Consider the following 25,578-nt stretch of genomic DNA (forward strand, 5'->3'; position numbering starts at 1 on the left):
CAGTGCTCGCGGGGCCTTTGCAGCAGGGGCTGACGATCAGAGGTTGTCGAGATAAGTCCGCAATTTATCGGACCGGCTCGGGTGCTTCAGCTTGCGGATCGCCTTCGCCTCGATCTGGCGGATGCGCTCGCGCGTCACGTCGAACTGCTTGCCCACTTCTTCCAGCGTGTGGTCGGTGCTCATCTCGATGCCGAAGCGCATGCGCAGCACCTTGGCCTCGCGCGGCGTCAGGCTGTCGAGGATGTCCTTCACCACATCGCGCAGGCCGGCCTGCATCGCCGCTTCGATCGGCGCGGTGTTGTTGGTGTCCTCGATGAAGTCGCCCAGGTGCGAATCGTCGTCGTCGCCGATGGGGGTTTCCATCGAGATCGGCTCCTTCGCGATCTTCATGATCTTGCGGATCTTGTCTTCCGGGATCTCCATCTTCTCGGCCAGCGTCGGGGCATCGGGTTCGAAGCCGAATTCCTGCAAGTGCTGGCGCGACAGCCGGTTCATCTTGTTGATCGTCTCGATCATGTGGACCGGGATGCGGATCGTGCGCGCCTGGTCGGCGATCGAGCGGGTGATGGCCTGGCGGATCCACCACGTCGCGTAGGTCGAGAACTTGTAGCCGCGGCGGTATTCGAACTTGTCGACCGCCTTCATCAGGCCGATGTTGCCCTCTTGGATCAGGTCGAGGAACTGCAGGCCGCGGTTGGTGTACTTCTTCGCGATCGAGATCACGAGGCGCAGGTTGGCCTCGATCATTTCCTTCTTCGCGTCGCGCGAGGCCTTCTCGCCCTCGTTCATGCGCTTGTTGATCTGCTTCAGGTCCTCGAGCGGCACGACCGCGCGGGCCTGCTGGTCGGTCAGCTTCTTCTGCAGCTCCTGCACCGGCGGCAGGTTGCGCGCCAGCACCGTGCTGTACGACTTGCCCGCCGCCGCTTCCTTCTCCGCCCACTTCAGGTTCAGGATGTTGGGCGGGAAGTTCTTGATGAAATACTCTTGCGGCATGCCGCACTTGTCGACGAGGATCTTGCGCAGCTCGCGTTCGTAGCGGCGCACGTCGTCGACCTGCGAACGCAGGATGCCGCACAGCTTCTCGATGGTCTTGACCGTGAAGCGGATCGTCATCAGCTCGGTGCTGATGGCCTGCTGGGCCTTGTTGTATGGCGCCGACTGGTAGCCGTCCTTCTCGAAGGCCTTGCGCATCTTGTCGAAGTTCTCGCGCAGGTTGGCGAGCTTGGTCAGCGCCGCGCCCTTCAGTTCTTCGAGCTTCTTGGTCAGCGCCTTGCTGCCGCCGTTGCCGTCGTCGTCGTCTTCCTCGTCGAAGAAGTCGACGTCTTCCTCGGCCACGTAGTCGTCGGCCTCGTCTTCGGAGACGAAGCCGTCGACCACCTCGGAGATCGTCATCTCGCCGGCGCCGATGCGGTCGGCATAGACCAGGATCTCGGCGATGGTGGTGGGCGATGCGCTGATCGCCAGCATCATGGCCTGCAGGCCGCCTTCGATGCGCTTGGCGATCTCGATCTCGCCTTCGCGCGTCAGCAGCTCGACCGTGCCCATCTCGCGCATGTACATGCGCACGGGATCGGTGGTGCGGCCGAACTCGGAGTCGACGGTCGACAGCGCCGCCTCGGCGGCTTCCTCGGCTTCTTCCTCGGTGGCGGTGGTGGTGCCGCCGCCGGCGATCAGCAGCGTCGCGGCGTCGGGCGCCTGCTCGTACACCGCGATGCCCATGTCGTTCAGCATCGACACGATGGCTTCGAGGATGTCGGCGTCGACCAGCTTCTCGGGAAGGTGGTCGTTGATTTCCTGGTGGGTCAGGAAGCCGCGCGTCTTGCCCATCTTGATGAGCGTCTTCAGCTCATGGCGGCGCTTGGCGACTTCTTCTTCGGTGAGCGCGGTCTCGTCGAGGCCGAACTCGCGCATCAGCGCGCGCTCTTTCGCGCGCGACACCTTCATGCGCAGCGGCTTGACCTTGGCGGTCTTGTCGTCGGTGCCGGCCGCTTCGGGCTCGGGCTCGCCTTCGATTTCGGCTTCGACGTCGGAGAAGTCCTCCTCGGGCACTTCTTCCTTCTTGGAGGCCACGGCGCCGGCCTTCGGCTTGCGGCCCGGCTTGCCCTTGGCTTCGGCAACGGCGACCGACTTGTCGGCCGCGGCCTTGGCGGCCGGCTTGGCGACGGCCTTCTTCTTGTCTTCAGCCTCGGCCTTGCCGGCCTTCACGGCTTTCGATGCAGCGGCGGGCTGTGCTGCCTTGGCGGGGGCGCTCTTCTTCGCGGTCATGCAAATCCTCGAATGGTGGTGGTCGTCACGCCGAACCACGCCCCCAGGGTTCCAAGCCAGGAGGCGGCTCGACTGGGCCCTGTTCAGCGGAGGTCCAAAGACGTAGCGAGGCCCGTATCAAGCCTTAGCTTGGGGCCGCAATCAATTGGGCAAGGTCGCGTGACATCGAACGGAGTACAGCCCTTGCGGGATAAGGTGGCCTTGCGGTGGGGACCCTGGGTCAGAGGGTGGCCGGGGCCCGGAGGTGCTGTCTTTGTACCGTTCGTCACTCTTGCCGAGTAACCCTCGATTATCGGCGAAAGAGTGCGTTACGTCAAAGTCACGTTGAAGGCGGTGGTTTCATGCTTTGCATGCGCTGTCGCTTCTGCGCATCGAGTTCGCGCCATTGCACGAGTGCCGCCGGGTCGGTTTCGGCCTGCCGGATCAGCAGCTCCAGGCGTGCCGACAGCAGCTCGACCCACATGCCGTCGATCACGCGGCGCAGGTCGGCGAACTGCATTTCGTCCTGCAGCACGCCCGGCGGGACGAGGCGGCGGCTTTCGTCCGCCCATTCGCCCTCGTGCAGGGCTTGCTCGAGCACGGCCCACGGCGTCGCGCCATGTTCCAGCAGGTGGCGCTCCAACCAGGTGATCAGCGATCCGTGCGGCGCCGGCAGTTCGTGCAGCAGCTGGTGGTCGTCGGTGCCGAGCTGGTCCCACCAGTCGCTGTGCAGCAGCAGCAGCCGCAGCACGGTGTCCGCCGGGCTGGTGGGCAGGGTGCGCACCTTCGACTGCGGCAGGAACGGGCCGCTCTCCTCGTAGCGCTCCCGCTCGGCTCGCTTGGCCTTCCAGTCCTTGGACCACTCCTTGGTCCACTTGCGGCCGCCGCCGCCCGGGCTCCAGCCGCCGCCCTCGCGCCGCTGGGGGCGCTCGTGCTGGGCGGCCGGCGCGCCGTCGTCCGGCGGGCCATAGCTGTCGTCGCTCGGCGGGTCGTGGCGGTTGGACACGGAACCGCCGCCGTGCCGCGGCGCCGCCGACGTCTGCCACAAGTGCGTCAGGTCGGTCGATGCGATGCCGCCTTGCTGCGCCAGCTCGGCCAGCAGCTGCAGCTTCAGCGCCCCGTCCGGCAGCGCCGACCACAGCGGCTTCGCGTTGGCGAGGAACTTGGCCCGGCCTTCGGCGGTCGACAGGTCGCCGCCATCGCGGGCGGCTTCGACCAGCTGGCGCGACAAGGGCACCGCCTGCGCGACGCAGGTCTCGAAGGCGGCGGCGCCCAGTTCGCGCACATACGAATCCGGATCGTGCTCGGTCGGCAGGAACAGGAAGCGCACGGTGCGGGTATCGCTGGCGTGCGGCAGCGAGGCCTCGAGTGCGCGGCCCGCGGCGCGGCGCCCGGCGGCATCGCCATCGAAGCTGAACACCACCGATTCGGTGAAGCGGAACAGCTTCTGCACATGCTCGGCCGTGCAGGCCGTGCCGAGCGTCGCGACGGCGTTGTCGAAGCCGTGCTGGGCCAGTGCGACGACGTCCATGTAGCCCTCGACCACCAGCGCATAGCCGCGCTTGCGCAGCCCGGCGCGCGCTTCGTGCAGGCCGTACAGCTCGCGGCCCTTCACGAACACAGGCGTCTCCGGCGAGTTCAGGTACTTCGGCTCGCCCTTGTCGAGCACGCGCCCGCCGAAGCCGATCACGTCGCCTTGCACCGAGCGGATCGGGAACATGATGCGGTCGCGGAAGCGGTCGTAGCGCTTGCGTTCCTCGTCGTTCTCGCCCTGCGAGATGACGAGGCCGCTTTCCTCGAGCAGCGGGTCGTCGTAGCGCGGGAACACGCTCGCGAGCGCGCGCCAGCCGTCGGGCGCGTAGCCCAGCCCGAAGGCCGCGGCGATCTCGCCGCTCAGGCCGCGGCCCTTCAGGTAGTCGATCGCCCGCGGGCTGCCCTTGAGCTGCTTGCGGTAGCTCTCGGCCGCCTTCGCGAGCACGTCGCTGAGCGTGGCCTGGCGTTCCTTCAGCTCGGCGGCGCGTTCGCGCTCCTGCGGAGAGCGGTCGTCTTCCGGCACCGTGAGCCCGGCCTGCTGGGCCAGGTCGCGCACCGCATCGAGGAAGCCCATCCCCGAATACTCCATCAGGAAGCCCAGCGCATTGCCGTGCACGCCGCAGCCGAAGCAGTGGTAGGTCTGGCGCGTCGGGCTGACGGTGAAGCTCGGCGTCTTCTCGCCGTGGAACGGGCACAGGCCCTTGTGGTTGATGCCGGCCTTCTTCAGCTGCACGTGGCGGCCGACGACTTCGACGACGTCGATGCGGGACAGCAGTTCCTGGATGAAGCTCGGCGGGATCACCCCGCGAGTCTATCGAACCGCTCCGCGGGTACACCCCGAGGCACCGACTTGTGCGGCTTCGCACGATCCGGTCTTCCGGGCTGTTACCGATTGACGCAAGGGTGACCATGCTCGGTACACTTTTTGCACCGTGAAGCGCGATGCTGTGTCGTTGGGGCACGGCAGACCGGAGCCGGTGGCCGAAGGCGGAGACCCCGCACCAGGCCGCGTCGTGTCCGCCGTGAACAAGACCCTCGGAAGGAATCGTGTGCAGTTCAACTCAACGCCGGTACAGGCGCGTTTGCAGTTCTCGCCTCGCACACTGTGTCTTGCGCTGCTGGCTTCCGGGCTGATCGGGGCGCTGCAGCCGGCCCACGCGCAGGCCGCGTCGGCGCCCGCCGGCAAGGAAGACGCCGCGCCGAGCGAGCGCGCCAAGCGCGAGGCGGAAAACGTCTTCCGCTGGATCATGATCCACTCGGACAAGCCTCGAAAAACCCGCGATGACAAGCCGGCCGCGGCCGCACCGGCACCGGTCGCGAATGCACCCAGGCCGGCACCGGCCGCACGCGTCGCGAAGGTGGGCGAGGGCAGCGCCGAGGGCTCGGTCGTCGCGCCTGCACCGGCCCCGGCGGCCCGCACTGCAGCGGCGCCGGCAGCGGTCGCCACCCCGGCAGCTGCCGCGGCCGTGCCGGTCTCCAACGTCGACAACGAAGCGGCCCGCATGACGAACAGCGCGGCGGCGCTGGCTCGGGGGAACGGCAGCGGGAGCACCGGGCCCGGCGGCCACACCGCGATGCCCGATGCCGCCGCGCCGCCCGTCCTCGCCACCGCGCCGGAACCCGAGGCGGAGCAAGAGACGCTGGTGATGGTGTCCCAGGTCGAGCCGCAGTTCCCGCGTGCGGTGATGCTCGATCTGCGCCGGGGCACCGTGCGGGTGCGCTTCGACGTGATGCCCGACGGTTCGGTGAGCGCGCCGAACGTCGTGTCGACAACGAACGTGCGCCTGAACCGCGCGGCCCTGGCCGCCGTCGGCCAATGGAAGTTCCAGCCGGTGCGCGAGGCGCAGGAAGGCGTCGTCGAACTGGGCTTCAATCTCGATTGAGCCGGCCGGGGCGCCGGTTGCAGGGCTGTCAGGCCGCGACGGTCCGCTCCGGCGCGATCGCGCCGCGGTACTGCCGCACCCAGTCGACCACCTCGTTCGACGGCATGGCGGCCGCGATGCCGTTGCCCTGGGCCATGTCGCAGCCGATCGCGATCAGGCGCTGCGCCTGGGCCCGCGATTCCACGCCCTCGGCCACGACCGTGCAGCCGAAGGTGCGCGACAGGCTGATCACGCCGGCGACGATCGCGTGGTCCTGCGGGTCGAGCAGCATGTTCTGCACGAACGAGCGATCGATCTTCAGCAGGTCGAGCGGCAGGCGCTTCAGGTAGGTCAGGGTGGAGTAGCCGGTGCCGAAATCGTCGAGCGCGAAACGCACGCCGAGCTTGCGGCACTCCTGCATCAGCTGCACGGTGTAGTCCACGTCGGCGAGCGCCGCGGTTTCCAGCACCTCGATCACCAGCCGCTGCGCCACCGGCGAGTTGTAGCGCGACAGCAGCCCGGCCAGGCGCTGCGCGAACAGCGGCTCCTGCAGGTGGCGCGCCGAGACGTTGATGCTGACCGTGAGGTCGAGCCCCTGGCGCTGCCACTGGGCGAGCTGCTCGATGCCTTGCTGCAGCACCCAGTCGCCGACGCTCGCGCTGAGACCGGTGTGCTCGATCAGCGGCAGGAAGTGCGCCGGCGCGATCACGCCGTGCTGCGGATGCTTCCAGCGCAGCAGCGCCTCGACGCCCATCACGGTGCCGTTGCGCAGGTCGACCTTGGGCTGGTAGTAGAGGCAGAACTCCTGCGCATCGAGCGCGGTCTGCACGCGGCTGAGCGCCTCGAAGCGCTCTTCGGTGCGGCGGTTCAGCTCGGTGTCGAAGAACAGCGAACCGTTGCGCCCGGCCTGCTTGGCGCCGTACATCGCATGGTCGGCGTGGCGCAGCAGCGTCTCGGCATCGGCCCGGTCGACCGGGTAGACGGTGGCACCCAGGCTGGCCGTGACGATCACCGGCCCGATGCCCATGCCGAGGTTGTACGGCAGCGAGACCTGGCGCAGCACGCGCTCGACGGTGGCCTGCGCATCTTCGAGGGTGGCGGCGCGCAGCAGCAGCACGAATTCATCGCCGCCGAGGCGCGCGACCTCGTCGGTCCAGTGGTCCCAGCGCCCGAGGGCGTTGCGCAGCCGCTGCGCCAGCTCGACCAGCAACCGGTCGCCGGCCTCGTGGCCATGCGTGTCGTTGACCGGCTTGAAGTTGTCGAGGTCGAGGTAGCAGACCACCAGCAGGTAGCCGTCGCGCTCGCTCGCGCGGATGGCGTCGCGCAGCATCTGCGCGAGCCGGGCGCGGTTCGGCAGCCGCGTCAGCTCGTCGAAATGCGCCTGGCGCTCGAGCTGTTCGCGGTGCAGCCGGGCCTGCGTGGTGTCGGACAGCACCAGCACGTGGTGGCGCAGTTCGGCGTCGGGGCCGGGGATCGCGGAGATCGTCACCTGCAGCGCGCAGAGTTCGCCGTCGCGCCGCCGGTCGATGATCTCGCCGCGCCACGAGCCGGTCGATGCGAGCGCGGCGGCCATGCTGGCGCGTTGCGCGGCACCGGGCTCGCCGTCGCTGGCGGGGCGCAGCAGGGCCGGCACCGCGCCGAGCATCTCCTCGCGCGAGAAGCCGGTGATCTTCGTGAAGGCCGGGTTGACGTCGAGCACCCGGCACGCCGCGTCGGTGATGATCAGCCCCTCGTGCAGGTACTCGAACAGCCGCGCCGTCACGTTCTGCCGCTCCTCGGTGGCATGGCGGTCGGTGATGTCGATCGCGGTGGCGATCACGCGCAGCGGCTCGCCGTCGCGCTGCCGTTCTACGGCGCGGGCATGGCCTTCGAGCCACAGCCAGCGGCCGTCCTTGGTCTGCAGCCGGAACTCGAACGCATCGGCCTCGCCGGCCGGCGTGGTGCCGCGGCTGCGCGGTTGCAGGGCATTCAGCAGGCGGGCGCTGTCGGACGGATGGGTGCGGGCCAGCAAGCCGTCGATGCGGTGGCCGAACTCGACGCTGCCGTAGCCGAGCATGCGCAGCCAGCGGCGCGAGTAGCTGATGTGGCCGCTGCGCAGGTCCCATTGCAGCGTGCCGACGCCGGCCGCATCGAGGGCCAGCTGCCAGCGCGTCTCGTTGGTCGCGGTGCGGCCGACCACGGCACAGGCGAGCAGCGGCGTGGCGCACACCGTGGCCAGCCAGGCGGACAGCGTGGCCACATCGGCCAGCGGCCCTGCGCCCGACGCGACCAGGCCCTTGGCGGCCCAGGCTGCGAGGCCTGCAGCAATCAGCAAGATGGTGGCCGAGGCCGGCAGCAGCCCGCGGCGCGCGGCCAGGCCACCGAGCAGCAGGTGCGGGACACTGGCCAGTGCGAGCATCGACTGGATGTTGCCGTGGCGGGCGAAGCCCCAGGCCGCGGCCAGCGCGGCAGCGCTCAGCGCAGCGGTGGCGAGCCAGCGCCATTGCGCACAGGCCCGCTGCAGCGCACCGCGCGACAACGCGAGCAGTGGCAGCGCGAGCAGCGCCGAGGCCAGCGCGTCGCGTGCCGCGGTGAGGGTGGCCGGGTGCAGCCACGCCTGTCGATCGAGCGGGCCGTCGACCGTCAGGCAGACGAGGGCATTGGCCACCGCGACCACGGTGGGCAGCAGCAGGCCGAGACCGATCATCAACCCGGCATCGCGCCAGCCGTCGATGTTGCCGATGAAGCCGAGGCGGCGCAGCAGCAGCGCCGACAACCATGCGCCGCCGACCGTGCCGGCCGACAGGGCGGCCGCTTGCCAGGGCAACAGGTCGGCACCGAGCAGCACGATGCACCCGGCCAGCCACAACCCGGGGGCCATGCCGGAGCCCCAGCGCAGCAGGGCGGCCAGCATCACGCCGCCGGGCAACCAGGGCAGCGGCGCCGCGAGACTCTCAAGATTCAGGAGGGGATTCGACAGCCCCCAGCGGCCGAGGGCCAGACATGCCAGCGACGCCAGCACGGCCTGCAGGGCCCAGACGCTCAGGCGTTTGGACGGCAGCAGGATGACGGGCAGGGTGGGCAGGCGGGAAACGGGCACGTGGGCGTCGCGAGGAAGCTTTTGAATGTACCCCGCGGCGCCTCCGCCAGACACCGGCCGATACCCTGCAGATGCGGGGTATCGGTCAGTCGATGGAATCGATACGGATTTCGGAAACTCAGAGCGCGAAGTCTTCGAGTTTCTTGCCGGCCGCGACGGCCGCCTTCAGCCATTTGGGTTGCAGGCCGCGACCGCTCCAGGTTTCGCCGGTGGCGTTGTTGCGGAACTTGGCCGCGACTTTCCCGCCTTTGCTGGCGCCGGCTTTGCCACCCGACTTGGCGCCGCTCTTGCCGGTCAGGTCGGAGGCCGACAGACCGTATTCGTTCATCAGCGACTTGACTTTGGCAATCGCATCCTGGCGTTCACGCTTTTGCGTGGCTTCGATTTCCTGCTCGAGGGCAGCCTTCTTGGCGAGCAAATCCTGCAACGTGGTCATCGATGGTTTCCTGTTGAACCCGGCTATATGTGCCGGCGCCGGGATTCTAATTCAGGAAACCCCGGCAAGCCAAGCGGAAACTGTCGGCCGCGAAACTCCCGGTTTCAGGGCGTCGGCGGAACGTATCCCGCGGGTTGCTCGGCGCCTTCGCCGAAGAAGAATCGCTCCATTTGCCGGGCCAGGTACTGGCGGGCACGCTGGTCGGCCAGGTTCAGCCGGTTCTCGTTGACCAGCATGGTCTGGTGCTTCATCCAGGCGGCCCAGGCCTCCTTGCTGACCTCGTTGTAAATGCGCTTGCCGAGTTCGCCGGGGTAAGGCGCGAAATCCAGGCCTTCGGCCTCCTTCTTCAGGTAGACGCATTGCACCATTCGAGCCATGAGGTAACTCCAATCGATCTGTTTGTGATGTTGTGAAACGAAACTGGCGATTCAGGCCAGCTTCTTGACCAGGACCTGGGAACGCCGATCCCAGTTGTATTTGCGCTTGCGGGCCTCGGGCAGCCAGTCGGGATCGACCTGCTTGAAGCCGCGCTTGATGAACCAATGCATCGTGCGGGTGGTCAGCACGAAAATGCTGTCGAACCCGGCGCCACGGGCACGCTGTTCGATGCGCTTGAGTATTTTCTCGCCATCGCCTTGCCCTTGCACATTCGGGGACACCGTCAGCGCGGCCATTTCGGCGGTATGCGCTTCGGGGTACGGATACAGCGCGGCGCAACCGAAGATAACGCCGTCGTGTTCGATGACGGTGTAATGGTCGATATCGCGTTCGATTTCGGTCCGGTCGCGTTTGACCAGGGTTCCGTCCTTCTCGAACGGTTCGATCAATTGCAGGATGCCGCCGATGTCGTCGGCGCTGGCTTCGCGCAGGCTTTCGAGTTTCTCGTCGACGATCATCGTGCCGACGCCGTCATGGGTGAACAATTCCATCAGCACCGAACCGTCGACCGAGAACGGCACGATGTGCACCCGCTCGACGCCGTCTTCGCAGGCCTTCACCGCGTGCTGCAGGTAGAACGCGGTGTCGGTCGGCTGCATCGGGTTGGGCAGGCCGGCGAGCAGCTTGCGCGCGTCGGCCAGCCCGAGCTCCTGGTCGATCTCGCTGTCGGGATCCAGCGGGTCGAGCGGGATGCCGCGCACCTCGGTCACGTAGATCAGCTTGTCGGCCTGCAGCTCGCTGGCGGTGCTGGCGGCCACGTCTTCCATGCTGAGGTTGAAGGCCTCTCCGGTGGGCGAGAAGCCGAACGGCGACAGCATCGCGAGCGCGCCGATCTCGACCAGCTTGCGGATGCCGCTTGCATCGATCTTGCGCACCAGGCCGGTGTGCTGGAAATCGATGCCGTCGACGATGCCGACCGGGCGTGCGGTGATGAAATTGCCCGAGACGACGCGGATCTGGCTGTGCGCCATCGGCGTGTTCGGCAGGCCCTGCGAGAACGCGGCCTCGATCTCGTAGCGCAGCTGGCCGGCGGCTTCCTGGGCGCAGTCGAGCGCGAGCGGGTCGGTCACGCGCATGCCGTGGCTGAAGCGCGAGGTGTGGCCCTTGGCGCGCAGCTGCTCCTCGACCTGGGGGCGAAAACCGTGCACCAGCACCAGCTTGATGCCCATTGCGTGCAGGATCGCGAGGTCTTGCGCGAAGGCCGACAGCTTGCCGGCGGCGATCAGCTCGCCGGCGATGGCCACGACGAAGGTCTTGCCGCGGTGCGCATGGATGTGCGGCGCCACCGAACGGAACCACGGCACGAAGGTGTGGGGGAAGACGAGGTTCATGGCGTGGCCGCACGATGGGCCGCAGTTTGAAATAATCGACGATTTTGCACGAAGGCTTCGAGTGACCTCTGCCCCGCGCCGCGGCCCATCGCCGGTGGCCAAACCTGTTGTTGCCAACCCGATCCCACCGATCACCTTTCCCGAATCGCTGCCGGTGTCGTCGCGGCGCGACGAGATCGCGCAGGCCATCGAGGCAAACCAGGTCGTGATCGTCTGCGGCGAGACCGGCTCCGGCAAGACCACGCAGCTGCCGAAGATCGCGCTGACGCTCGGCCGCGGCAGGGGCGCCGGCGGCAGGGGCCTGATCGGGCACACGCAGCCGCGGCGCATTGCCGCGTCCAGCGTCGCCAAGCGCATCGCGCAGGAGCTGAACACGCCGCTCGGCGAGCATGTCGGCTTCAAGGTGCGCTTCCAGGATCGCCTGTCAGCCGGCGCGAGCGTCAAGCTGATGACCGACGGCATCCTGTTGGCCGAGACCCAGACCGATCCGCTGCTGAAAGCCTACGACACGCTGATCATCGACGAGGCCCACGAGCGCAGCCTGAACATCGACTTCCTGCTCGGCTACCTGCGGCAGATCCTGCCGCGCCGGCCTGACCTGAAGGTCATCGTCACGTCGGCCACCATCGATGCCGACCGTTTTGCGCAGCACTTCGCGTCGCGGAACGGGCCTGCGCCGGTGATCCAGGTGTCGGGGCGGCTGTTCCCGGTCGAGCAGCGCTGGCGGCCCTTCGAGGAGTCGCGCGAATACGGTCTGAACGATGCGATCGGCGATGGCGTCGACGAGCTGTGGCGCGAGGGTGCTGGCGACGTGCTGGTCTTCCTGCCCGGCGAGCGCGAGATCCGCGAGGCGGCCGAGCATTTGCGCAAGCACCATCCGCCGGGTGTCGAGGTGGTGCCGCTGTTCGCGCGGCTGAGCCAGCAGGAGCAGGATGCCGTGTTCGAGCCGCACAGCGCGCGCCGCATCGTGCTGGCCACCAACGTCGCCGAGACCTCGCTGACGGTGCCGGGCATCCAGTACGTGATCGATGCCGGCACCGCGCGCGTCAAGCGCTACAGCTACCGCAACAAGGTCGAGCAGCTGCAGATCGAGCCGGTCAGCCAGGCGGCGGCCAACCAGCGAGCCGGCCGCTGCGGGCGCGTCAGCAACGGCATCTGCATCCGGCTCTACGACGAGAAGGACTACAGCGAGCGGCCGCGCTTCACCGACCCGGAGATCCTGCGCTCGTCGCTGGCCGGCGTGATCCTGCGCATGATGTCGCTCGGGCTCGGGCTGGTGGAAGACTTTCCGTTCCTCGAGCCGCCGCCGCGCCGCGCGATCGCCGACGGCTACCAGCTGCTGCACGAGCTGGGCGCCGTCGACGAGCAGAACGAGCTGACGCCGACCGGGCGCGAGCTGTCCAAGCTGCCGCTGGACCCGCGTGTGGGCCGCATGATCCTGGAGGCGCGCAACCGCGAATCGCTGGCCGAGGTGCTGGTGATCGCGTCGTCGCTGAGCGTGCAGGACGCGCGCGACCGGCCGATGGAGCACCAGCAGGCGGCCGACGCGGCGCACAAGAAGTTCGACGACGACCGCTCGGAGTTCGTCGGCACGCTGAAGCTCTGGAAGTGGCTCGAAGACGCCCGCGGCGGCAGCAAGGAGCACAAGCTCTCGCACCGCAAGCAGGAGCAGCTGCTGCGCGACAACTTCGTCTCGCCGCGCCGCGTGCGCGAATGGCGCGACATCCATTCGCAGCTGCACACCGTGGTGGCCGAGCACGGCTGGCGGCTGAACACGCTGCCTGCCACCTACGACCAGCTGCACCTGGCGATGCTGGCCGGTTTGCTCGGCAACATCGGGCTGAAGAGCGACGAGGACGACTGGTACCTCGGGGCGCGCGGCATCAAGTTCTACAAGCACCCGGGTTCGCACCTTGGCAAGAAGCCGGGGCGCTGGATCGTCGCCGCCGAGCTGGTCGAGACCACGCGCCTGTTCGGCCGCGGCATCGCCAACATCGAGCCGCAATGGCTGCCGGGCATCGCCGGTCACCTGATCAAGACCCAGCTGCTGGAGCCGCACTGGGAGAAGAAGGCGGCCGAGGTGGTCGCGCTCGAGCGGGCGACGCTGTACGGCCTGGTGATCTACAGCAACCGGCGCGTCAACTTCGGGCGCGTGGATGCGCCGGCGGCGCGCGAGATCTTCATCCGCGAGGCGCTGGTGAACGGCGAGTGGGAGACGCGGCTGCCGTTCCTGGCCGCCAACCGCAAGCTGATCGCGCAGGTCGAGGAGCTGGAGCACAAGTCGCGCCGGCAGGACGTGCTGGTCGATGACGAGCTGATCCATGCCTTCTACGACCAGCAGTTGCCGGCCGACGTGTGCAGCGGGCACAGCCTGGAGCGCTGGTACCGCGAGGAGAGCCAGCGCCAGCCGAAGCTGCTGTTCCTGACGCGCGAGGAATTGATGCGGCACGAGGCGGCCGGCATCACGACCGCGTCGTTCCCGAAGACGCTGCGCATGGGGGGCGTCGACTGCATCGCGACCTACCTGCACGATCCGGGCGACCCGAAGGACGGCGTGACCGTCACCGTGCCGATCTATGCGCTGAACCAGGTCAACGACGAGCGCTGCGAATGGCTGGTGCCCGGCATGCTGAAGGACAAGGTGCTGGCGCTGCTGAAGACCTTGCACCAGCGCCCGCGCTCGCGGCTGGTGCCGCTGCCGGACTATGCGCAGGGCTTCATCGACCAGGTGCAGGAGGCGCATGGTTTCGGCGCGGGCAGCCTGGTCGACGTGCTGCTGAAGGCGGTGCGCGACAAGACGCAGCTCGACGTGAAGCGGGCGGATTTCAAGCTGGAGCAGCTGTCGCCGCACCTGTTCATGAACTTCCGCGTCGTCGACGAGAACGGCCGGCAGCTGGGGCAGGGCCGCAACCTCGCGAGCCTGAAGGCCGAGCTGGGCGTGCAGGCGCGTTCGGCGTTCCAGGCGCTGGCGGTGTTGCGGCCGGCGGTGGCGGTGGCGCCGGCGGCACCTGCGGTTGCGGCCGGAGCGGCGTCTGCTGCGAACACGATCGTCGTCAAGACGGCACCGGGCCGCGCGAGTGCACCGGTGGCCGACGTTCCCGATCCCGCCTACACCGACTGGACCTTCGGCGAGCTGCCCGAACTGATGGAGGTGAAGCGCGGCAACCAGGTGCTGGTGGGGTTCCCGGCGCTGATCGACCGCGGCAGCCATGTGCAGATCGAGGTGTTCGACGAACCCGACGTGGCGGCGCACAAGCACCGGGCCGGCTTGCGCCGGCTGGTGGCGTTGCAGATCCGCGACGCGCTGAAGTACCTCGAGAAGAACATCCCGGACCTGCAGAAGATGGCGGTGCTGTACATGCCGCTGGGCACGGCCGAGGAGCTGCGCGAGCAGATCATCGACCTGGCGCTCGACCGCGCGTTCCTGGCCGACCCGTTGCCGGCCGATCCGCAGGCCTTCCGGCGCCGCATCGACGAAGGGCGAGGGCGCCTGACGCTGATCGCCAACGAGATCGCGCGCAGCGTGATCGTGGTGCTGACCGAGTTTGCCGCGGCGCAGCGCAAGCTGAAGGATGCGCGGGCGCCGAAGGAGGTGGGCGACGACGTGCAGGCGCAGCTGGCGCGCCTGATGCCCAAGCGCTTCGTGCTGGCGACGCCGTGGGCGCAGCTGGCGCACCTGCCGCGCTACCTGAAGGGCGTGACGATGCGCCTGGACAAGCTGCGCGCCGACCCGGTCCGCGACGGCCAGCGCCTGGCGGAGCTGCGCCCGCTGGAGCAGCGCTACCTGCGGATGGTGGCCGATCGCAAGGGCGTGCACGACGCGCGGCTGGAGGAGTTCCGCTGGCTGCTGGAGGAGTTGCGAATCAGCCTGTTTGCGCAGGAATTGCGCACGCCGCAGCCGGTCAGCGTGAAGCGGCTGGAGAAGGCGCTGGGGGCGCTGACGGTGTGATGGATGCAGCGAAAGCCGGACGGAATTCGATGCGAAGTCGATCTGTTCCGGTGCGCGAGCGGCCCGGAACGCTGCGAGCGCTGGTTACAATGCGCCGGTTCGGGGTGTAGCGCAGCCTGGTAGCGCAACTGGTTTGGGACCAGTGGGTCGGATGTTCGAATCATCTCACCCCGACCATCAACTCTCTTCCTTCGTCAGGCCCTCAGCCTGTTCCCTCGCTGCCCGTAGCTCAACTGGATAGAGCAGCTGCCTTCTAAGCAGCAGGTCGGGGGTTCGAGTCCCTCCGGGCAGACCAAAATCAATGACTTAGCGTCGCTTGGGTGCGGCAGGTGTCTAACTATTCGGCATCTGTCTAACTTCTAGCGGCGCCGGCCCGACTTCACCCGGCGCTCAGACTTGCCGTCGACGTAGTGCTCGGTCATCTTGATCGAGCGGTGGCCGAGCAAGTCCTTGGCACCTCTGCACGACCACGCAGGTCGTGGATGTTCAGGTCTTCGATCCCTGCGCGAAGGGCACGTCTGGGTGTTCGTCGAGTGCACATCGAATCAAGCGCTTCCTGAGTCGTGGGTTCATCATGCGCCAGACGACGGTGGCCACTCGTTCCGCTTCTTCTGGCATCCGCTGGTTGCTCCGTCGCCGTCGAGCGAATGGCATGTGGTTTTCAGAGGCGCATTGCGCTTCATCCAGAATGCCGCCTAACCCGTCCATCTAGGGGACGTCCAACATCTGGCTTCGCCAGCTGTCGGCCGCCCCTCATGTCAAACGTTAGGGCTCATTGATTGCTCACGATCTGTCTCGAAGGGCCGAGTGCTGCTGGCAAGAGCAGTCTCGTGCAAGCTCTGGCTACCATGGTCGAGGCTGTCGCCGTTCCAGAAGTGAACCTGCTCTTCTCGAGACCCAGCGATCCAGATCCGCACTGGTACCTTGAACGGCAGCAAGAACGTTGGGAGCGTGCGTGTCGCTCTGCATCCGGCGCTTCGCTAGCCGTTCTGGACGGTGATGTCCTGCAGGCGCTCTGGTACGGTTGGGCATACGGTTTCACCAATCACCAGTCGTTGTCCGAGCTCGTTGCGTTCTACCGGCCGTTGATGGCATGCGGAACGCTCGCGTTCCCCGACGCATACTTCGTTCTCGAATGCTCTGTCAAAGAGCTGCGCTCTCGTAAAGCAGGCGACGCAACCCGGAAGCGTAGAAACTTCGACCTTCATCTCCAGTTCATCGAGCCCCAGCGCGTTTATTTCCAGGTGCTTCAATCATTGGCACCGGCGCTCGTTCATTGGCTGCCCATGTCCTCGGTCTCTGGTAACGTGGAAGCAGTTCGACGCGTGCTGGCGTCAACAGAGCTTCGAAACAAGTCCAATGATTTGGCAATCTTTGATCAGGTGTCTGAGTTCCTTCAACGAAACGTGTTCCGCGGTGAGCCTTGGCAGGCTGTTGAAATTCGACGTTGAGGACGTTGATCGATTGTCCTGATCACGCGATTCGAGCCGAATTGACGAAGGCTTGGCTGTCGATCTCTACTGATGAGGTCTGGAGCACGCGCGTCACGCGTCGCTGCTGGTCGACACGCTGGAGTCCGCGGTACATCGTCTGTCGTAGCCGCCCGACCGTCTTTGCCCAGCCGAAGTGCTCTTCGATGCGCTTGCGCACGATGTGGCTGGCGGCGTAGCCGGCGTGACGAGCCGTTCGGCCATCGACGGCGCTACCGCCCCTACGAGTCGTGTGGCTCGCCACGTGCGGCGTCATGCCGCGCTTGCGGCAACCGGCGATGAAGTCTCGCGTGTCGTAACCCTTGTCGGCCGCGACCGTCTTGCGGTGCGCTCCGGGGACGGTGTCGAGCATCGTCAATGCTGCCGACCCGATGAACCAACGAAACAGCAGGTTGTAGCGAACCTGCTCCATCAGTTGCCGCTCGTTGCGAACGGAGAAGAACACCTGGATCAGCATTGCCCGCAGCAGCTTCTCGGGTGCAATCGATGCTCGCCCTGTCTCGGCGCAGATGGCATTGAACAGCCCGTTCAAGCCCGTCAGCGCCTCGTTGACCACCCCGTGAATGGCTCGCAGCGGATGGTCTGCCGGCACGAAGTCGTCGAGCTTGGCCAGCGTGAACAAGCCTTCCTGCATTCCATCTGATCCGCGCATCGGTCTCACCCACGTCGTTGCGTCGACTCAACCGTACCAGCATCAGCCTCTTCGCGAACCGGCAGTTCCCCGGGGAATTTCAACAGCCTGCCAGGTCGTCCGCCGTCGGACTGGGCCTGATTCGAGCCGCTGCAACGCGGGTGGAGCAGTCGATTCACGGCCACGCTCTGGCGACGCGCCACCGCAACGGGAGTGAATTGCGTGTGCCGCTATCGGCGAAATGCTGATTTCACGATGCGCCAAGTCTGAGCTGCCGGACTTGGAAGAACGTGTGCCCAAGCTGCACAGGTGCAGGAACGCGGCGAGAAATCAGTGCGCCGCTGATGGACGGGTGCCGCGCGCTCTTCTACACCTATGGGCCGTGCCCAGATGCCTGTCGCTTGCTGGTGCGCGCGATGAAGGGAGTGCAATGACTGTTTGCCATGACGACTCAAGAGACTCCGGGAGGAAAACCGTGGCAGATGTCGCTTCAAGACCTCGCGTTGGAGATGACTTCAATTCGATTTCTCGAGATGGCACACTCGAGAATATTTCTCAACGGCAGTTGAAAGACTTCGTGAATGGCAGTCAAAGGACGCGTGAGTCCGACGTGCTGCAAAAAATTGCAATGAGCAGCCGAGGTGCCGCTCGGAGTGCGAGCTTCCAGGCCATGGCGGACAGATATGTCTTGCAGAAGACCGGTTGGCAGGGGCGGCAAGAAATTCCAGGGAGTGGAATTGCGCAGCTGGCGCGGATAGATGTTCCGGCGCAATTGCAGAATGTGTTTGCTGCCCAATATATTGACACCCAGCAGCTGACTCTCGCAGAGTTGGAGGCGCTGTATGCGAAAGTCACCGAAATGAGTGAGAAGCCGGCAGGTGACACGGTGGCCGAGAGGGAGAAATATCAAGCGCTGCTGGAGAGTATTTCCGTGGGCCTGCTGGATGCCATTGTCGCGGAGGATTACAAAGCGGAGGCATCAGTTGCCGCTGAAAGCGGCCTTGTGGATGAGCCATCGATGATGGGTGAGTCCCCACCGAAATCCTTGGGCGAGGATGAGAAAAAGGCTGAGCCAGGCGTCAGTGGTGGCTCCAAAGCATGGGCTCCGACAATTGGTGGATATTATTGGAAGCATATCTTCGAAGGTCATGCTCTGGGATCGGACAAGAAAGGTAAATCCAAGTGGGCGACGGATGACAAGGAAATACTCAAGGCGTACGTGGATGCAATCTTCGAGGCAAACAAGGGGTATATCAAGCCGCATCATTTCGGTCAGAATAATCGTCGCCTGTGGGGGCAACTGCCGAGCGTCGTAGGGGTCGGGGGGAAAACAGGTGCTCCAACCAAAGGGGTCATAATTTGGGTGCAGGTCGAGCGTGCATATGGGCGTTGCAAAATAATCAGCGCATACCCAGGTGAATATTAAATTCGAAGGTCGCGAGCATGCATGCACCGGCAGATAAACCACAGGTGGATGGAACTCGATCGAGTGACGATTCTCCCTCCCGAGGTCGCAGGGGCGCCGAAGCCGCCCCCAGCTCCTTTGATACACCAGGAGGTGTTGCGCAAAGAAGAATGCAAGAGATCGTCAACAACAGCCCGCAGGCCAGACGGACTTCCAAATTCCAGTTGATGGCCGACAACTTCGCGACGAGGCTGAATGCTCCAATTCAGGGAAAGTTTTCTTTCGAGAGCAGTCTCGCGAACGGTTGGTATGCTTTCCTGAAGAAATTCTCTTCACGCATGGATCTCTTCAAACTGGTGGAGAGAGATGAGGATCTGAATATCACGATCAAGGCATCCGACAACAATCCGAACATGAAGAACAAGTTCGGGGCGACCCTGGGGATGATCGAAACCGATGATGAAGAATTTGTGCCGATCAAACATCTGGGTCAGGAAAAGCACGACAAGAAGATGAATTCGATGAAGGCGATGTGGTTGACCATTGAAGTTTTTGGAAGTCCGCTGGTCGGCATGCAGAACGAGGAAGCCGTGCCTACCCCTCGTTCACTGGAAGAGCAGCTTGTGACGTTTGCACATGAATGGCATTTGCACGCCGTTCCCTACATCGAGTTGTATCAAAGCATCAAGATGTACAGGTCAAATGCAGATTCGCTTGAGGAGCATGACCTTGGTGAAGGAGTGAAGATTCCCAGGGGAGAATTCTTCAGGCTCCGCATGAATGATAAATTGAGGAGTGTTCTGACGGACGACCAGCACAAAGACTACAAAACCATTGCTGCATTCATCAAGTCGGTTGGAGGAAAAATGGAGGATCTGGGTAAATTGAAGAGTCTGCAGGAGAATCCAGCCGTGATAGAAGGAATCATCGGCAGATTGGATTCTGCAATGGAGGATCAAGGCGATCGATATGATTGGGACCAGGACGCCATCGCAGACGAGCTGTCGAAGTTGACGTAGATATTCGCCTGCGCGGCTACTTCGTTGCAGCCTGGGCCGACGGCAAACCTTGCGCCTGCGCCGACCACCGCGCCATCGTCTGCATCGTCCGCTGGATCGGCTCGGGGCCGATGCTCTCCGAGCCGGCGAACGGCCGGTCCATCGCGGCGATGAAGAAGAACACCAGCCCGAACACGCCCGAGAGCAAGGCCACCGCGCTGAGGTTGAACGCCGAGCGCGGCAGCACGTAGGTCGTCAGCAGGGTCAGCATCGTCGCCAGCACGACCACGCTCCACAACGTGGCGGGCACCTGCGCCTCGCTGGCCTGGGTGCGTTCCCGGCGGGCCCTGATCAGTTCGTTGGTCCGGGCCCAGATCTCCGGCATCAAGGCGGCTTCGCGCGGCCCCACCGGGTCGATCCGGCCGATCACGCGAAACATGTCATCGAGGAGGTCGCGCGCCTGTTCCGGGAATTCGCCCTTGCGCATCGCGGCCCATTCCTGGTCGACCACGACACCGGCGTATGTCCGCAGCAGGTCGCGGGCTTGGCGCGACTGCGCGGTGTCGTAGACCGCCAGGTCGCGCGCCAGCGCGGTCATCACGACAGCCTCGTTTCGCACCGCCTTCTCGGCCGAGCCGAACGACTCCCACACCGAGATCGCCGAGAACGCGAGCAGCAGCGAGTTGATCGTCGCGATCACGCCGAGCAGTGCGATCGCGAGGTTGCGCTCGGCCTCGGCGAAGGTGACGCGGCAAAGGCGCTGGAAGGCGAGGTAGCCACCCAACCCGATCAGGATCCAGCCGCCGCTGATCAAGAGGCCGAAGAGCCAGTTCGGAAGGTCGTAGAGGGCCAGTGGCATGCCGCCACGATAGCCTCGCGCCCCATGCCGGGCCATCAGCGAATTGCTGAGATGGCCCTTCGAAAAACCCGCGAGTACAACGGAAGCGGGAAGGCTACGCGACCTGCGAGCGCACCCACGAGACGATCTCCTGTGCCGGCAGGGCACCGCTGCGGCGGGCCACCTCCTTGCCGCCGCGGAACAGCAGCAATGTCGGGATGCTGCGGATGCCATAGGCGGCCGCACTGCGCTGCGCGGCCTCGGTGTCGAGCTTCGCGAAACGCACGCCGGGCAACTGGCGTGAGGCCGCCTCGAACTGCGGCGCCATCGAGCGGCACGGGCCGCACCATTCGGCCCAGCAGTCCACCAGCAGCGGCATCTCGTTGCCGGCGACATGCCGCTCCAGGCTCGCATCGTCGACCTCGATCGGGTGCGATGGCAGCAGGCTCTTGCCGCAGTGGCCGCACAGCGGATCGTCGCCCAGCCTCGCATCGGGGACGCGGTTGCGGGTCAGGCACGAAGGGCAGACGAGTTGCATGCAGGGCTCCTTGCCGTCCTCAGGCAGCGTAGTTTTCAGGGAAGAACCGGCGCTCGATGAGTTCAATGAGGATGTGCAACACCTTGATGTGCAGCTCCTGCACGCGGTCGGCATAGCGGCCCCCCGGCGTGCAGACGTAGACGTCGGCGAGCGCCTCGAACTCGGGGTTGCGCTTGCCGGTCAGCGCGATCACCGACAGGCCTTGCTCCTTCGCGACGCGGGCGGCGCGCAGGATGTTCTTGCTGGTGCCGCTGGTGCTGATCGCCAGCAGGCAGTCGCCCGGCCGGCCGTGCGCCTCGACATAGCGAGAGAACACCTGCTCGTAGCCGAGGTCGTTGCCGACGCAGCTCATGTGGCTGGCGTCGCTGATCGCGGCGGCGCCGAGGGGCGGGCGGTCATTCCGGTAGCGGCCGGTGAGTTCTTCGGCGAAGTGCATCGCGTCGCACATCGAGCCGCCGTTGCCGCACGAGTAGACGCGCCCCTTGCGCTCGAAGACCTGGATCAGCAGCGCGGCGGCCTGCTCGACGCTCGCGAGCGCCGGACCATCGGACAGCAGCGCGTCGAGCGCGCGCTGGGCTTCGCGCAGGTTGGATTGGATGTGTTCGATCATGTCGGGTGTTCCATCAGGACATCTGGGGACGGCCAGCCCGTCCGCAATGCCCCGAAGGTTAACCCTTGGCCGCGCCCAGTCCGGTCGTGGCCGGCACGATGCGGCCCCATCGGGCGGTGTGCGAGGCCAGCACGCAGACCGTCCAGCAGACCCACGCGGTCCACAGCGAGTGGCTCAGGTAGTGCGCGCCGCGCATCACCTGCACCCAGGCGAAGACACTGCCACAAGCCAGCGTGATGGCCAGCCAGCGGCGTGCCGCCACCGGCGATGCGCGGCGCAGCGCGAACCAGCCCGCCAGGAACGAGAACGCCGTCGACGCGTGGCCGGACGGGAAGCACTGGCCCGAGCCGCCGTCGCGCTTCCAGAACTGCCAGTGCGGCACGTAGTCGAGCACGTCGCCACCGAAGCGGGCGAGGTCCCAGGGGCAACTGGTGGCGCTGTTGCGCTTGAGCAGCGGAATCAGGATCACGCAGGCCAGCGTGGTCGTCACCCACCAGACCCGCTCCCGCTTCGTCAGGCCGCGGGCGAAGGGCAGCGGGCGCCAGATGCCGACCAGCAGCACGCCGAACAGCGCCCAGGCCGGCCAGCGGGCGGCGTCGTGGAGCAGCGTGCCGGTGAGCCAGCGGTCGCGCCAGGCAAAGCCTTGGGCGTTGCCGAACCACGAGGTGAGGGCGAGGTCCAGGCCGCTCAGGTCCCAGGCGAGCAGCACGGCCAGCGACAGCAGCACGACCAGCAGGTCGGCGCGCAGCGTGAGCGCATGCCGGGCCGGTGTTGACGGATAGACGGGAGCCACCATGGGTCGCGATGCTCGCGACCCAGACTTAGGCCCGCCTTAGTCGAACCCGTCAACGATCCGGCAGTGTCAACTGCGTCACGTGGGATGGGCCCTCGGGATGCCGTGTGATATGGTCGCGCCGGCACATCCGGGGCTCAGTCCGCGGTGTGCAGCCCTGGTCTCGGCGTACGAAGGAAGTCGGTCAATCAAGAACCGGCACGGGAGGCGGCGCCTGTCGCAACTCATGGAAACTCCGATGTCGAAAACTCTGGCCCAACTGAAAAAAGAGATCGCAAACCTCACGCGTGAAGCGGAGAAGCTGCAACGCAAGGAAATCGAAGGCGTCGTCGTACGCATCAAGGAAGCGATCGAGGCCTATGGCCTGACGGCCGCCGACCTGGGCCTGGGCGGCGCAAAGCGCGGCCCGAAGCTGGCCGCAGCCAAGAAGGTCACTGCGAAGCGCGGCCGCAAGAAGGCGGGCGGCGAGGTGAAGTTCCGCGACGAGTCCGGCAACGTCTGGGGCGGCCGTGGCCCGCGTCCGAAGTGGCTGCGCGATGCGTTGACGTCCGGCAAGCAGCTGTCTGATTTCGCCGTGGAATGACGACCCCTCGGTCGACGAGTACGTCGACCGATCCCCCGGGGGGATGCGGCCCGGCGCTCGGCCCGCTCCGCTTCAATCACCCGGGTATTCCCTCTGGTGACTCCAACGCGATGGTCCTTAAATAGCAAACGTTCGCGCAAACGTTTGCGTATGAAGATGGACCGCCGCAACGAAGAACGTGGTGCGAACGAAGTACCGTCCGGGCGGTTGACCGTCCCGCTGCCCGGGCAACAATCCACGCTTCGAGGAGACACACAACATGACGATCGCTTTCCACAGCCGCCAACGCCGCGGCATCGCCGTGGCCGCCGCCGCCCTGGCTGCCGGCTTCTTCCTGACCGCCGCCCACGCCGATGACGCCAAGCCGCGCGTCGGGCTGGTGATGAAATCGCTGGCCAACGAGTTCTTCAAGAACATGACCGAAGGCGCGCTTGCCCACGAGAAGAAGCGCGGCGACTTCACGCTGAAGGCGGTCGGCATGCAGTCCGAGACCGACTTCGACGCGCAGACCGCCGCGGTCGAGAACTTCGTGACGCAGAAGTACGACGTGATCGTGATCGCGCCGGCCGATTCGCGGGCGATGGTCGCACCGGTCGCGAAGGCGCTGAAGGCCGGCATCACCGTCGTCAACTTCGACGTGGCACTCGACCCGGCGGCGATGAAGAAGGCCGGCCTCGACCTCGCCTTCGTCGGTCCCGACAACCGCGCCGGCGCCAAGCTGGCCGGCGATGAACTCGCCAAGGCGATCGGCCCGGGCGCCAAGATCGTCATCATCGAAGGCAACCCCGGCGCCGACAACGCGCTGCAGCGCAAGCTCGGTTTCGAGGACGCGGCCAAGGCCGGCAAGCTGAACATCGTCGCGTCGCAGACCGCGCACTGGGAGACCGAGGAGGCCAACGCGGTCTTCACGAACATCCTGACCGCCAACCCCGACATCAAGGGCGTGATGGTCGCCAACGACTCGATGGCGCTCGGCGTCTCGAAGGCGCTCGATGCCGCGGGCAAGTCCGGGCAGATCAAGGTGGTCGGCTTCGACAACATCCCGGCGATCCGCCCGCTGATCAAGCAGGGCAAGGTGCTCGCGACGGTCGACCAGTTCGGCACCGAGATGGCCGCCAACGCGATCGACTACGGCATCAAGTCGCGCAAGGACAAGCAGCCGCTGAAGGGCTGGGTCAAGACGCCGATCGAGCTGGTCACCGCCAAGAACCTCAAGTAGTTCGCGCTGCCCAGGGAGCCCGCGCGTGGACAGCACCACCAACACCGCAACCAGCGCCACCGTCGCGCTCGAGCTGCAGGGGCTGACGCGCCGGCATCCCGGCGTGACGGCGCTCGACGGCGTCGACCTCACGCTGATGCGCGGCGAAGTGCACGCGCTGGCCGGCGAGAACGGCGCCGGCAAGTCCAGCCTGATCAAGATCCTGTGCGGCGCCGACCGCCCCGACGCCGGCCGCATGCGGCTGTTCGGCGAGGTCTACGCGCCGCAGTCGCCGCTGGCCGCGATGCGCGCCGGCATCCGCGTCGTGCACCAGGAGCTGCACATGCTGGGCGAGCTGTCGGTGGCCGAGAACCTGCTGTTCGAGCGGCTGCCGCGCACCCGGCTCGGTCTGCTCGACCGCGCTGCGATGGAACGGCGTGCACGCGAGCTGCTCGCTCTGGTCGGGCTCGACGAGCTGTCGCCGGCCACCCGCGTCGGCACGCTGGGCATGGCGCAGCAGCAACTGCTCGAGATCGCGAAGGCGCTGTCGAACCAGCGCGGTGGCACGGCGCGCATCGTCATCATGGACGAGCCGACCGCGACGCTGACCCCGCGCGAGACCGACCGCCTGCTCGCCATCATCCGCAAGCTGCGCGGCGACGGCGTCACGGTGGTCTTCGTGTCGCACCACCTGCAGGAGCTGTTCGAGGTGTGCGACCGCGTCACGGTGCTGCGCAACGGCCGCCACGTCGCGACGCAGCCGATGGCCGGCACCTCGACCGGCGAGCTGGTTCGCCTGATGGTCGGGCGCGAGCTGGTCGAGCGGCCGGCGCGCGTCGCACCTGCAATCGATGCCAGCCAGCCCACGGCGTTGCGGGTCGAAGGCCTGCGCCACGCCGGCCGCCGCGATGCACCCAGCATCGATTTCAGCCTGCGCTACGGCGAGATCGTCGGGCTGGCCGGCCTGGTCGGCTCCGGCCGCACCGAGACGCTGCGCGCGATCTTCGGCGCCGACCGCGCCGCCGCCGGGCAGGTCTTCCGCGACGACCGGCCGGTGCGCATCGCGAGCCCGAAGGATGCCCTCGCGCACGGCATCTGCCTCGTCACCGAGAACCGCAAGGAAGAAGGCCTGGTGCTCGACATGCCGATCCGCGCCAACCTGAGCCTGGCGCGGCTCGGCGCGGTGTCGCGCGGCGGGCTGCTGAGCGCCGAGGCCGAGAACGCGGCCGCGCGCCGCATGGTCGGCGAGCTGCAGATCCGGCTCGCGTCGATCGCGCAGCCGGTGCGCCAGCTGTCGGGCGGCAACCAGCAGAAGGTGGTGCTCGGCAAGTGGCTGCTGCGCGACCCGAAGGTGCTGCTGCTCGACGAGCCGACGCGCGGCGTCGACGTCGGCGCCAAGGCCGAGATCCACGCGCTGCTGGAGCGCATGGCCGCGCAGGGCATGGCGGTGCTGGTGGTGTCGTCCGACCTGCGCGAGCTGATCGGCCTGTGCGACCGCATGCTGGTGATGAGCCGCGGCGTGCTGGTCGGCGAGCTGCCGCGCGCGCAGTTCGATGAAGAGGCCATCCTCGCGATGGCCTACCGTGAATACCTTGTTCGTCCGCCACAAGCGGCCTAGCAAC

Annotated in this window: 19 protein-coding genes and 2 tRNA genes; 10 read left to right on the forward strand and 11 right to left on the reverse strand. The window is 66.4% G+C overall.

The window, feature by feature from the left end; translation table 11 throughout:
• Window positions 1–36: 36 nt before the first annotated feature.
• Window positions 37–2,265 (reverse strand): RNA polymerase sigma factor RpoD, encoded by a 2,229-nt coding sequence (gene rpoD, locus BUE42_RS18195; protein ID WP_073466670.1) that lies wholly within the window; start codon window positions 2,263–2,265, stop codon window positions 37–39.
• Window positions 2,266–2,584: 319 nt separating this feature from the next.
• Entirely contained in the window at window positions 2,585–4,579 is a 1,995-nt protein-coding gene (dnaG, locus tag BUE42_RS18200) for a DNA primase (protein ID WP_073466671.1), read from the reverse strand.
• Between the two features lie 247 nt (window positions 4,580–4,826).
• Here dnaG and BUE42_RS18205 point away from each other — a divergent pair, with 247 nt between their 5' ends.
• Window positions 4,827–5,660 (forward strand): TonB family protein, encoded by an 834-nt coding sequence (locus tag BUE42_RS18205; RefSeq protein ID WP_143171583.1) that lies wholly within the window; start codon window positions 4,827–4,829, stop codon window positions 5,658–5,660.
• 28 nt (window positions 5,661–5,688) lie between these two features.
• On the opposite strand, the gene BUE42_RS18210 is transcribed toward BUE42_RS18205, so the two are convergent.
• The 4 genes from BUE42_RS18210 to argA all read right to left on the reverse strand — a co-directional run bounded on the left by BUE42_RS18210 (window position 5,689) and on the right by argA (window position 10,923).
• Complete coding sequence (locus BUE42_RS18210) at window positions 5,689–8,718, reverse strand: bifunctional diguanylate cyclase/phosphodiesterase (RefSeq protein WP_073466673.1); 3,030 nt, start codon at window positions 8,716–8,718, stop codon at window positions 5,689–5,691.
• Window positions 8,719–8,836: 118 nt separating this feature from the next.
• Window positions 8,837–9,154, reverse strand: coding sequence for an H-NS histone family protein (locus BUE42_RS18215; protein WP_073466674.1), 318 nt, complete (start codon window positions 9,152–9,154; stop codon window positions 8,837–8,839).
• A gap of 104 nt (window positions 9,155–9,258) precedes the next feature.
• On the reverse strand, window positions 9,259–9,531 hold the full coding sequence (locus tag BUE42_RS18220; RefSeq protein WP_056809621.1) for an oxidative damage protection protein: 273 nt from the start codon (window positions 9,529–9,531) through the stop codon (window positions 9,259–9,261).
• 51 nt (window positions 9,532–9,582) lie between these two features.
• Window positions 9,583–10,923 (reverse strand): amino-acid N-acetyltransferase, encoded by a 1,341-nt coding sequence (argA, locus tag BUE42_RS18225; protein WP_073466675.1) that lies wholly within the window; start codon window positions 10,921–10,923, stop codon window positions 9,583–9,585.
• Here argA and hrpA point away from each other — a divergent pair.
• The 4 genes from hrpA (at window position 10,922) to BUE42_RS32315 (ending at window position 16,323) form a co-directional block, all read left to right on the forward strand.
• Window positions 10,922–14,872 carry an ATP-dependent RNA helicase HrpA gene (hrpA, locus tag BUE42_RS18230; RefSeq protein ID WP_083614245.1) on the forward strand — a complete coding sequence of 1,317 codons (3,951 nt, stop codon included), beginning with the start codon at window positions 10,922–10,924 and terminating at the stop codon, window positions 14,870–14,872. The genes argA and hrpA overlap by 2 nt on opposite strands.
• Before the next feature lie 100 nt (window positions 14,873–14,972).
• Window positions 14,973–15,049: transfer RNA gene (locus tag BUE42_RS18235), tRNA-Pro, on the forward strand.
• Window positions 15,050–15,090: 41 nt separating this feature from the next.
• Window positions 15,091–15,167 (forward strand) — tRNA-Arg (locus tag BUE42_RS18240).
• 484 nt (window positions 15,168–15,651) lie between these two features.
• Window positions 15,652–16,323, forward strand: a complete 672-nt coding sequence (locus BUE42_RS32315) for an AAA family ATPase (protein WP_255376870.1) — start codon at window positions 15,652–15,654, stop codon at window positions 16,321–16,323.
• 22 nt (window positions 16,324–16,345) lie between these two features.
• Here BUE42_RS32315 and BUE42_RS31685 read toward each other — a convergent pair whose 3' ends face one another.
• Window positions 16,346–17,014, reverse strand: a complete 669-nt coding sequence (locus tag BUE42_RS31685) for a transposase (protein WP_083614247.1) — start codon at window positions 17,012–17,014, stop codon at window positions 16,346–16,348.
• A gap of 454 nt (window positions 17,015–17,468) precedes the next feature.
• Between BUE42_RS31685 and BUE42_RS32320 the strand changes: the two genes are divergently transcribed.
• Both BUE42_RS32320 and BUE42_RS18255 read left to right on the forward strand, forming a co-directional pair.
• Window positions 17,469–18,419, forward strand: coding sequence for a hypothetical protein (locus BUE42_RS32320; RefSeq protein WP_143171585.1), 951 nt, complete (start codon window positions 17,469–17,471; stop codon window positions 18,417–18,419).
• 17 nt (window positions 18,420–18,436) lie between these two features.
• Window positions 18,437–19,417, forward strand: a complete 981-nt coding sequence (locus tag BUE42_RS18255) for a hypothetical protein (RefSeq protein WP_143171586.1) — start codon at window positions 18,437–18,439, stop codon at window positions 19,415–19,417.
• Between the two features lie 16 nt (window positions 19,418–19,433).
• On the opposite strand, the gene BUE42_RS18260 is transcribed toward BUE42_RS18255, so the two are convergent.
• From BUE42_RS18260 to BUE42_RS18275, 4 genes are all read right to left on the reverse strand, one after another.
• Window positions 19,434–20,255 carry a bestrophin-like domain gene (locus BUE42_RS18260; protein ID WP_073466677.1) on the reverse strand — a complete coding sequence of 274 codons (822 nt, stop codon included), beginning with the start codon at window positions 20,253–20,255 and terminating at the stop codon, window positions 19,434–19,436.
• Between the two features lie 94 nt (window positions 20,256–20,349).
• Window positions 20,350–20,772 carry a thioredoxin TrxC gene (gene trxC / locus BUE42_RS18265; RefSeq protein ID WP_073466678.1) on the reverse strand — a complete coding sequence of 141 codons (423 nt, stop codon included), beginning with the start codon at window positions 20,770–20,772 and terminating at the stop codon, window positions 20,350–20,352.
• Window positions 20,773–20,791: 19 nt separating this feature from the next.
• Window positions 20,792–21,382 carry an SIS domain-containing protein gene (locus tag BUE42_RS18270; protein ID WP_073466679.1) on the reverse strand — a complete coding sequence of 197 codons (591 nt, stop codon included), beginning with the start codon at window positions 21,380–21,382 and terminating at the stop codon, window positions 20,792–20,794.
• A gap of 58 nt (window positions 21,383–21,440) precedes the next feature.
• Entirely contained in the window at window positions 21,441–22,178 is a 738-nt protein-coding gene (locus BUE42_RS18275) for a phosphatase PAP2 family protein (RefSeq protein ID WP_073466680.1), read from the reverse strand.
• Between the two features lie 235 nt (window positions 22,179–22,413).
• Here BUE42_RS18275 and BUE42_RS18280 point away from each other — a divergent pair, with 235 nt between their 5' ends.
• From BUE42_RS18280 to BUE42_RS18290, 3 genes are all read left to right on the forward strand, one after another.
• Window positions 22,414–22,758, forward strand: coding sequence for an H-NS histone family protein (locus tag BUE42_RS18280; protein ID WP_073466716.1), 345 nt, complete (start codon window positions 22,414–22,416; stop codon window positions 22,756–22,758).
• A gap of 259 nt (window positions 22,759–23,017) precedes the next feature.
• Window positions 23,018–23,977, forward strand: coding sequence for a sugar ABC transporter substrate-binding protein (locus tag BUE42_RS18285; RefSeq protein WP_073466681.1), 960 nt, complete (start codon window positions 23,018–23,020; stop codon window positions 23,975–23,977).
• Window positions 23,978–24,002: 25 nt separating this feature from the next.
• A complete protein-coding gene (locus BUE42_RS18290; RefSeq protein ID WP_073466682.1) occupies window positions 24,003–25,574 on the forward strand; it encodes a sugar ABC transporter ATP-binding protein in 1,572 nt (523 codons plus the stop codon).
• The last annotated feature ends 4 nt before the right edge of the window (window positions 25,575–25,578 follow it).

Origin of the sequence: Rhizobacter sp. OV335 (assembly GCF_900142965.1) — a bacterium.
Taxonomy (GTDB): domain Bacteria; phylum Pseudomonadota; class Gammaproteobacteria; order Burkholderiales; family Burkholderiaceae_C; genus Rhizobacter.

What these genes read in the sequence shown, in the direction of transcription:
- rpoD (WP_073466670.1), bottom strand. Translation starts at nt 2,265, where the DNA reads ATGACCGCGAAGAAGAGCGCCCCCGCCAAGGCAGCACAGCCCGCCGCT.
- BUE42_RS18215 (WP_073466674.1), bottom strand. Translation starts at nt 9,154, where the DNA reads ATGACCACGTTGCAGGATTTGCTCGCCAAGAAGGCTGCCCTCGAGCAG.
- BUE42_RS18220 (WP_056809621.1), bottom strand. Translation starts at nt 9,531, where the DNA reads ATGGCTCGAATGGTGCAATGCGTCTACCTGAAGAAGGAGGCCGAAGGC.
- hrpA (WP_083614245.1), top strand. Translation starts at nt 10,922, where the DNA reads ATGGCGTGGCCGCACGATGGGCCGCAGTTTGAAATAATCGACGATTTT.
- argA (WP_073466675.1), bottom strand. Translation starts at nt 10,923, where the DNA reads ATGAACCTCGTCTTCCCCCACACCTTCGTGCCGTGGTTCCGTTCGGTG.
- BUE42_RS31685 (WP_083614247.1), bottom strand. Translation starts at nt 17,014, where the DNA reads ATGCGCGGATCAGATGGAATGCAGGAAGGCTTGTTCACGCTGGCCAAG.
- BUE42_RS18255 (WP_143171586.1), top strand. Translation starts at nt 18,437, where the DNA reads ATGCATGCACCGGCAGATAAACCACAGGTGGATGGAACTCGATCGAGT.
- BUE42_RS18260 (WP_073466677.1), bottom strand. Translation starts at nt 20,255, where the DNA reads ATGCCACTGGCCCTCTACGACCTTCCGAACTGGCTCTTCGGCCTCTTG.
- trxC (WP_073466678.1), bottom strand. Translation starts at nt 20,772, where the DNA reads ATGCAACTCGTCTGCCCTTCGTGCCTGACCCGCAACCGCGTCCCCGAT.
- BUE42_RS18270 (WP_073466679.1), bottom strand. Translation starts at nt 21,382, where the DNA reads ATGATCGAACACATCCAATCCAACCTGCGCGAAGCCCAGCGCGCGCTC.
- BUE42_RS18275 (WP_073466680.1), bottom strand. Translation starts at nt 22,178, where the DNA reads ATGGTGGCTCCCGTCTATCCGTCAACACCGGCCCGGCATGCGCTCACG.
- BUE42_RS18280 (WP_073466716.1), top strand. Translation starts at nt 22,414, where the DNA reads ATGTCGAAAACTCTGGCCCAACTGAAAAAAGAGATCGCAAACCTCACG.
- BUE42_RS18285 (WP_073466681.1), top strand. Translation starts at nt 23,018, where the DNA reads ATGACGATCGCTTTCCACAGCCGCCAACGCCGCGGCATCGCCGTGGCC.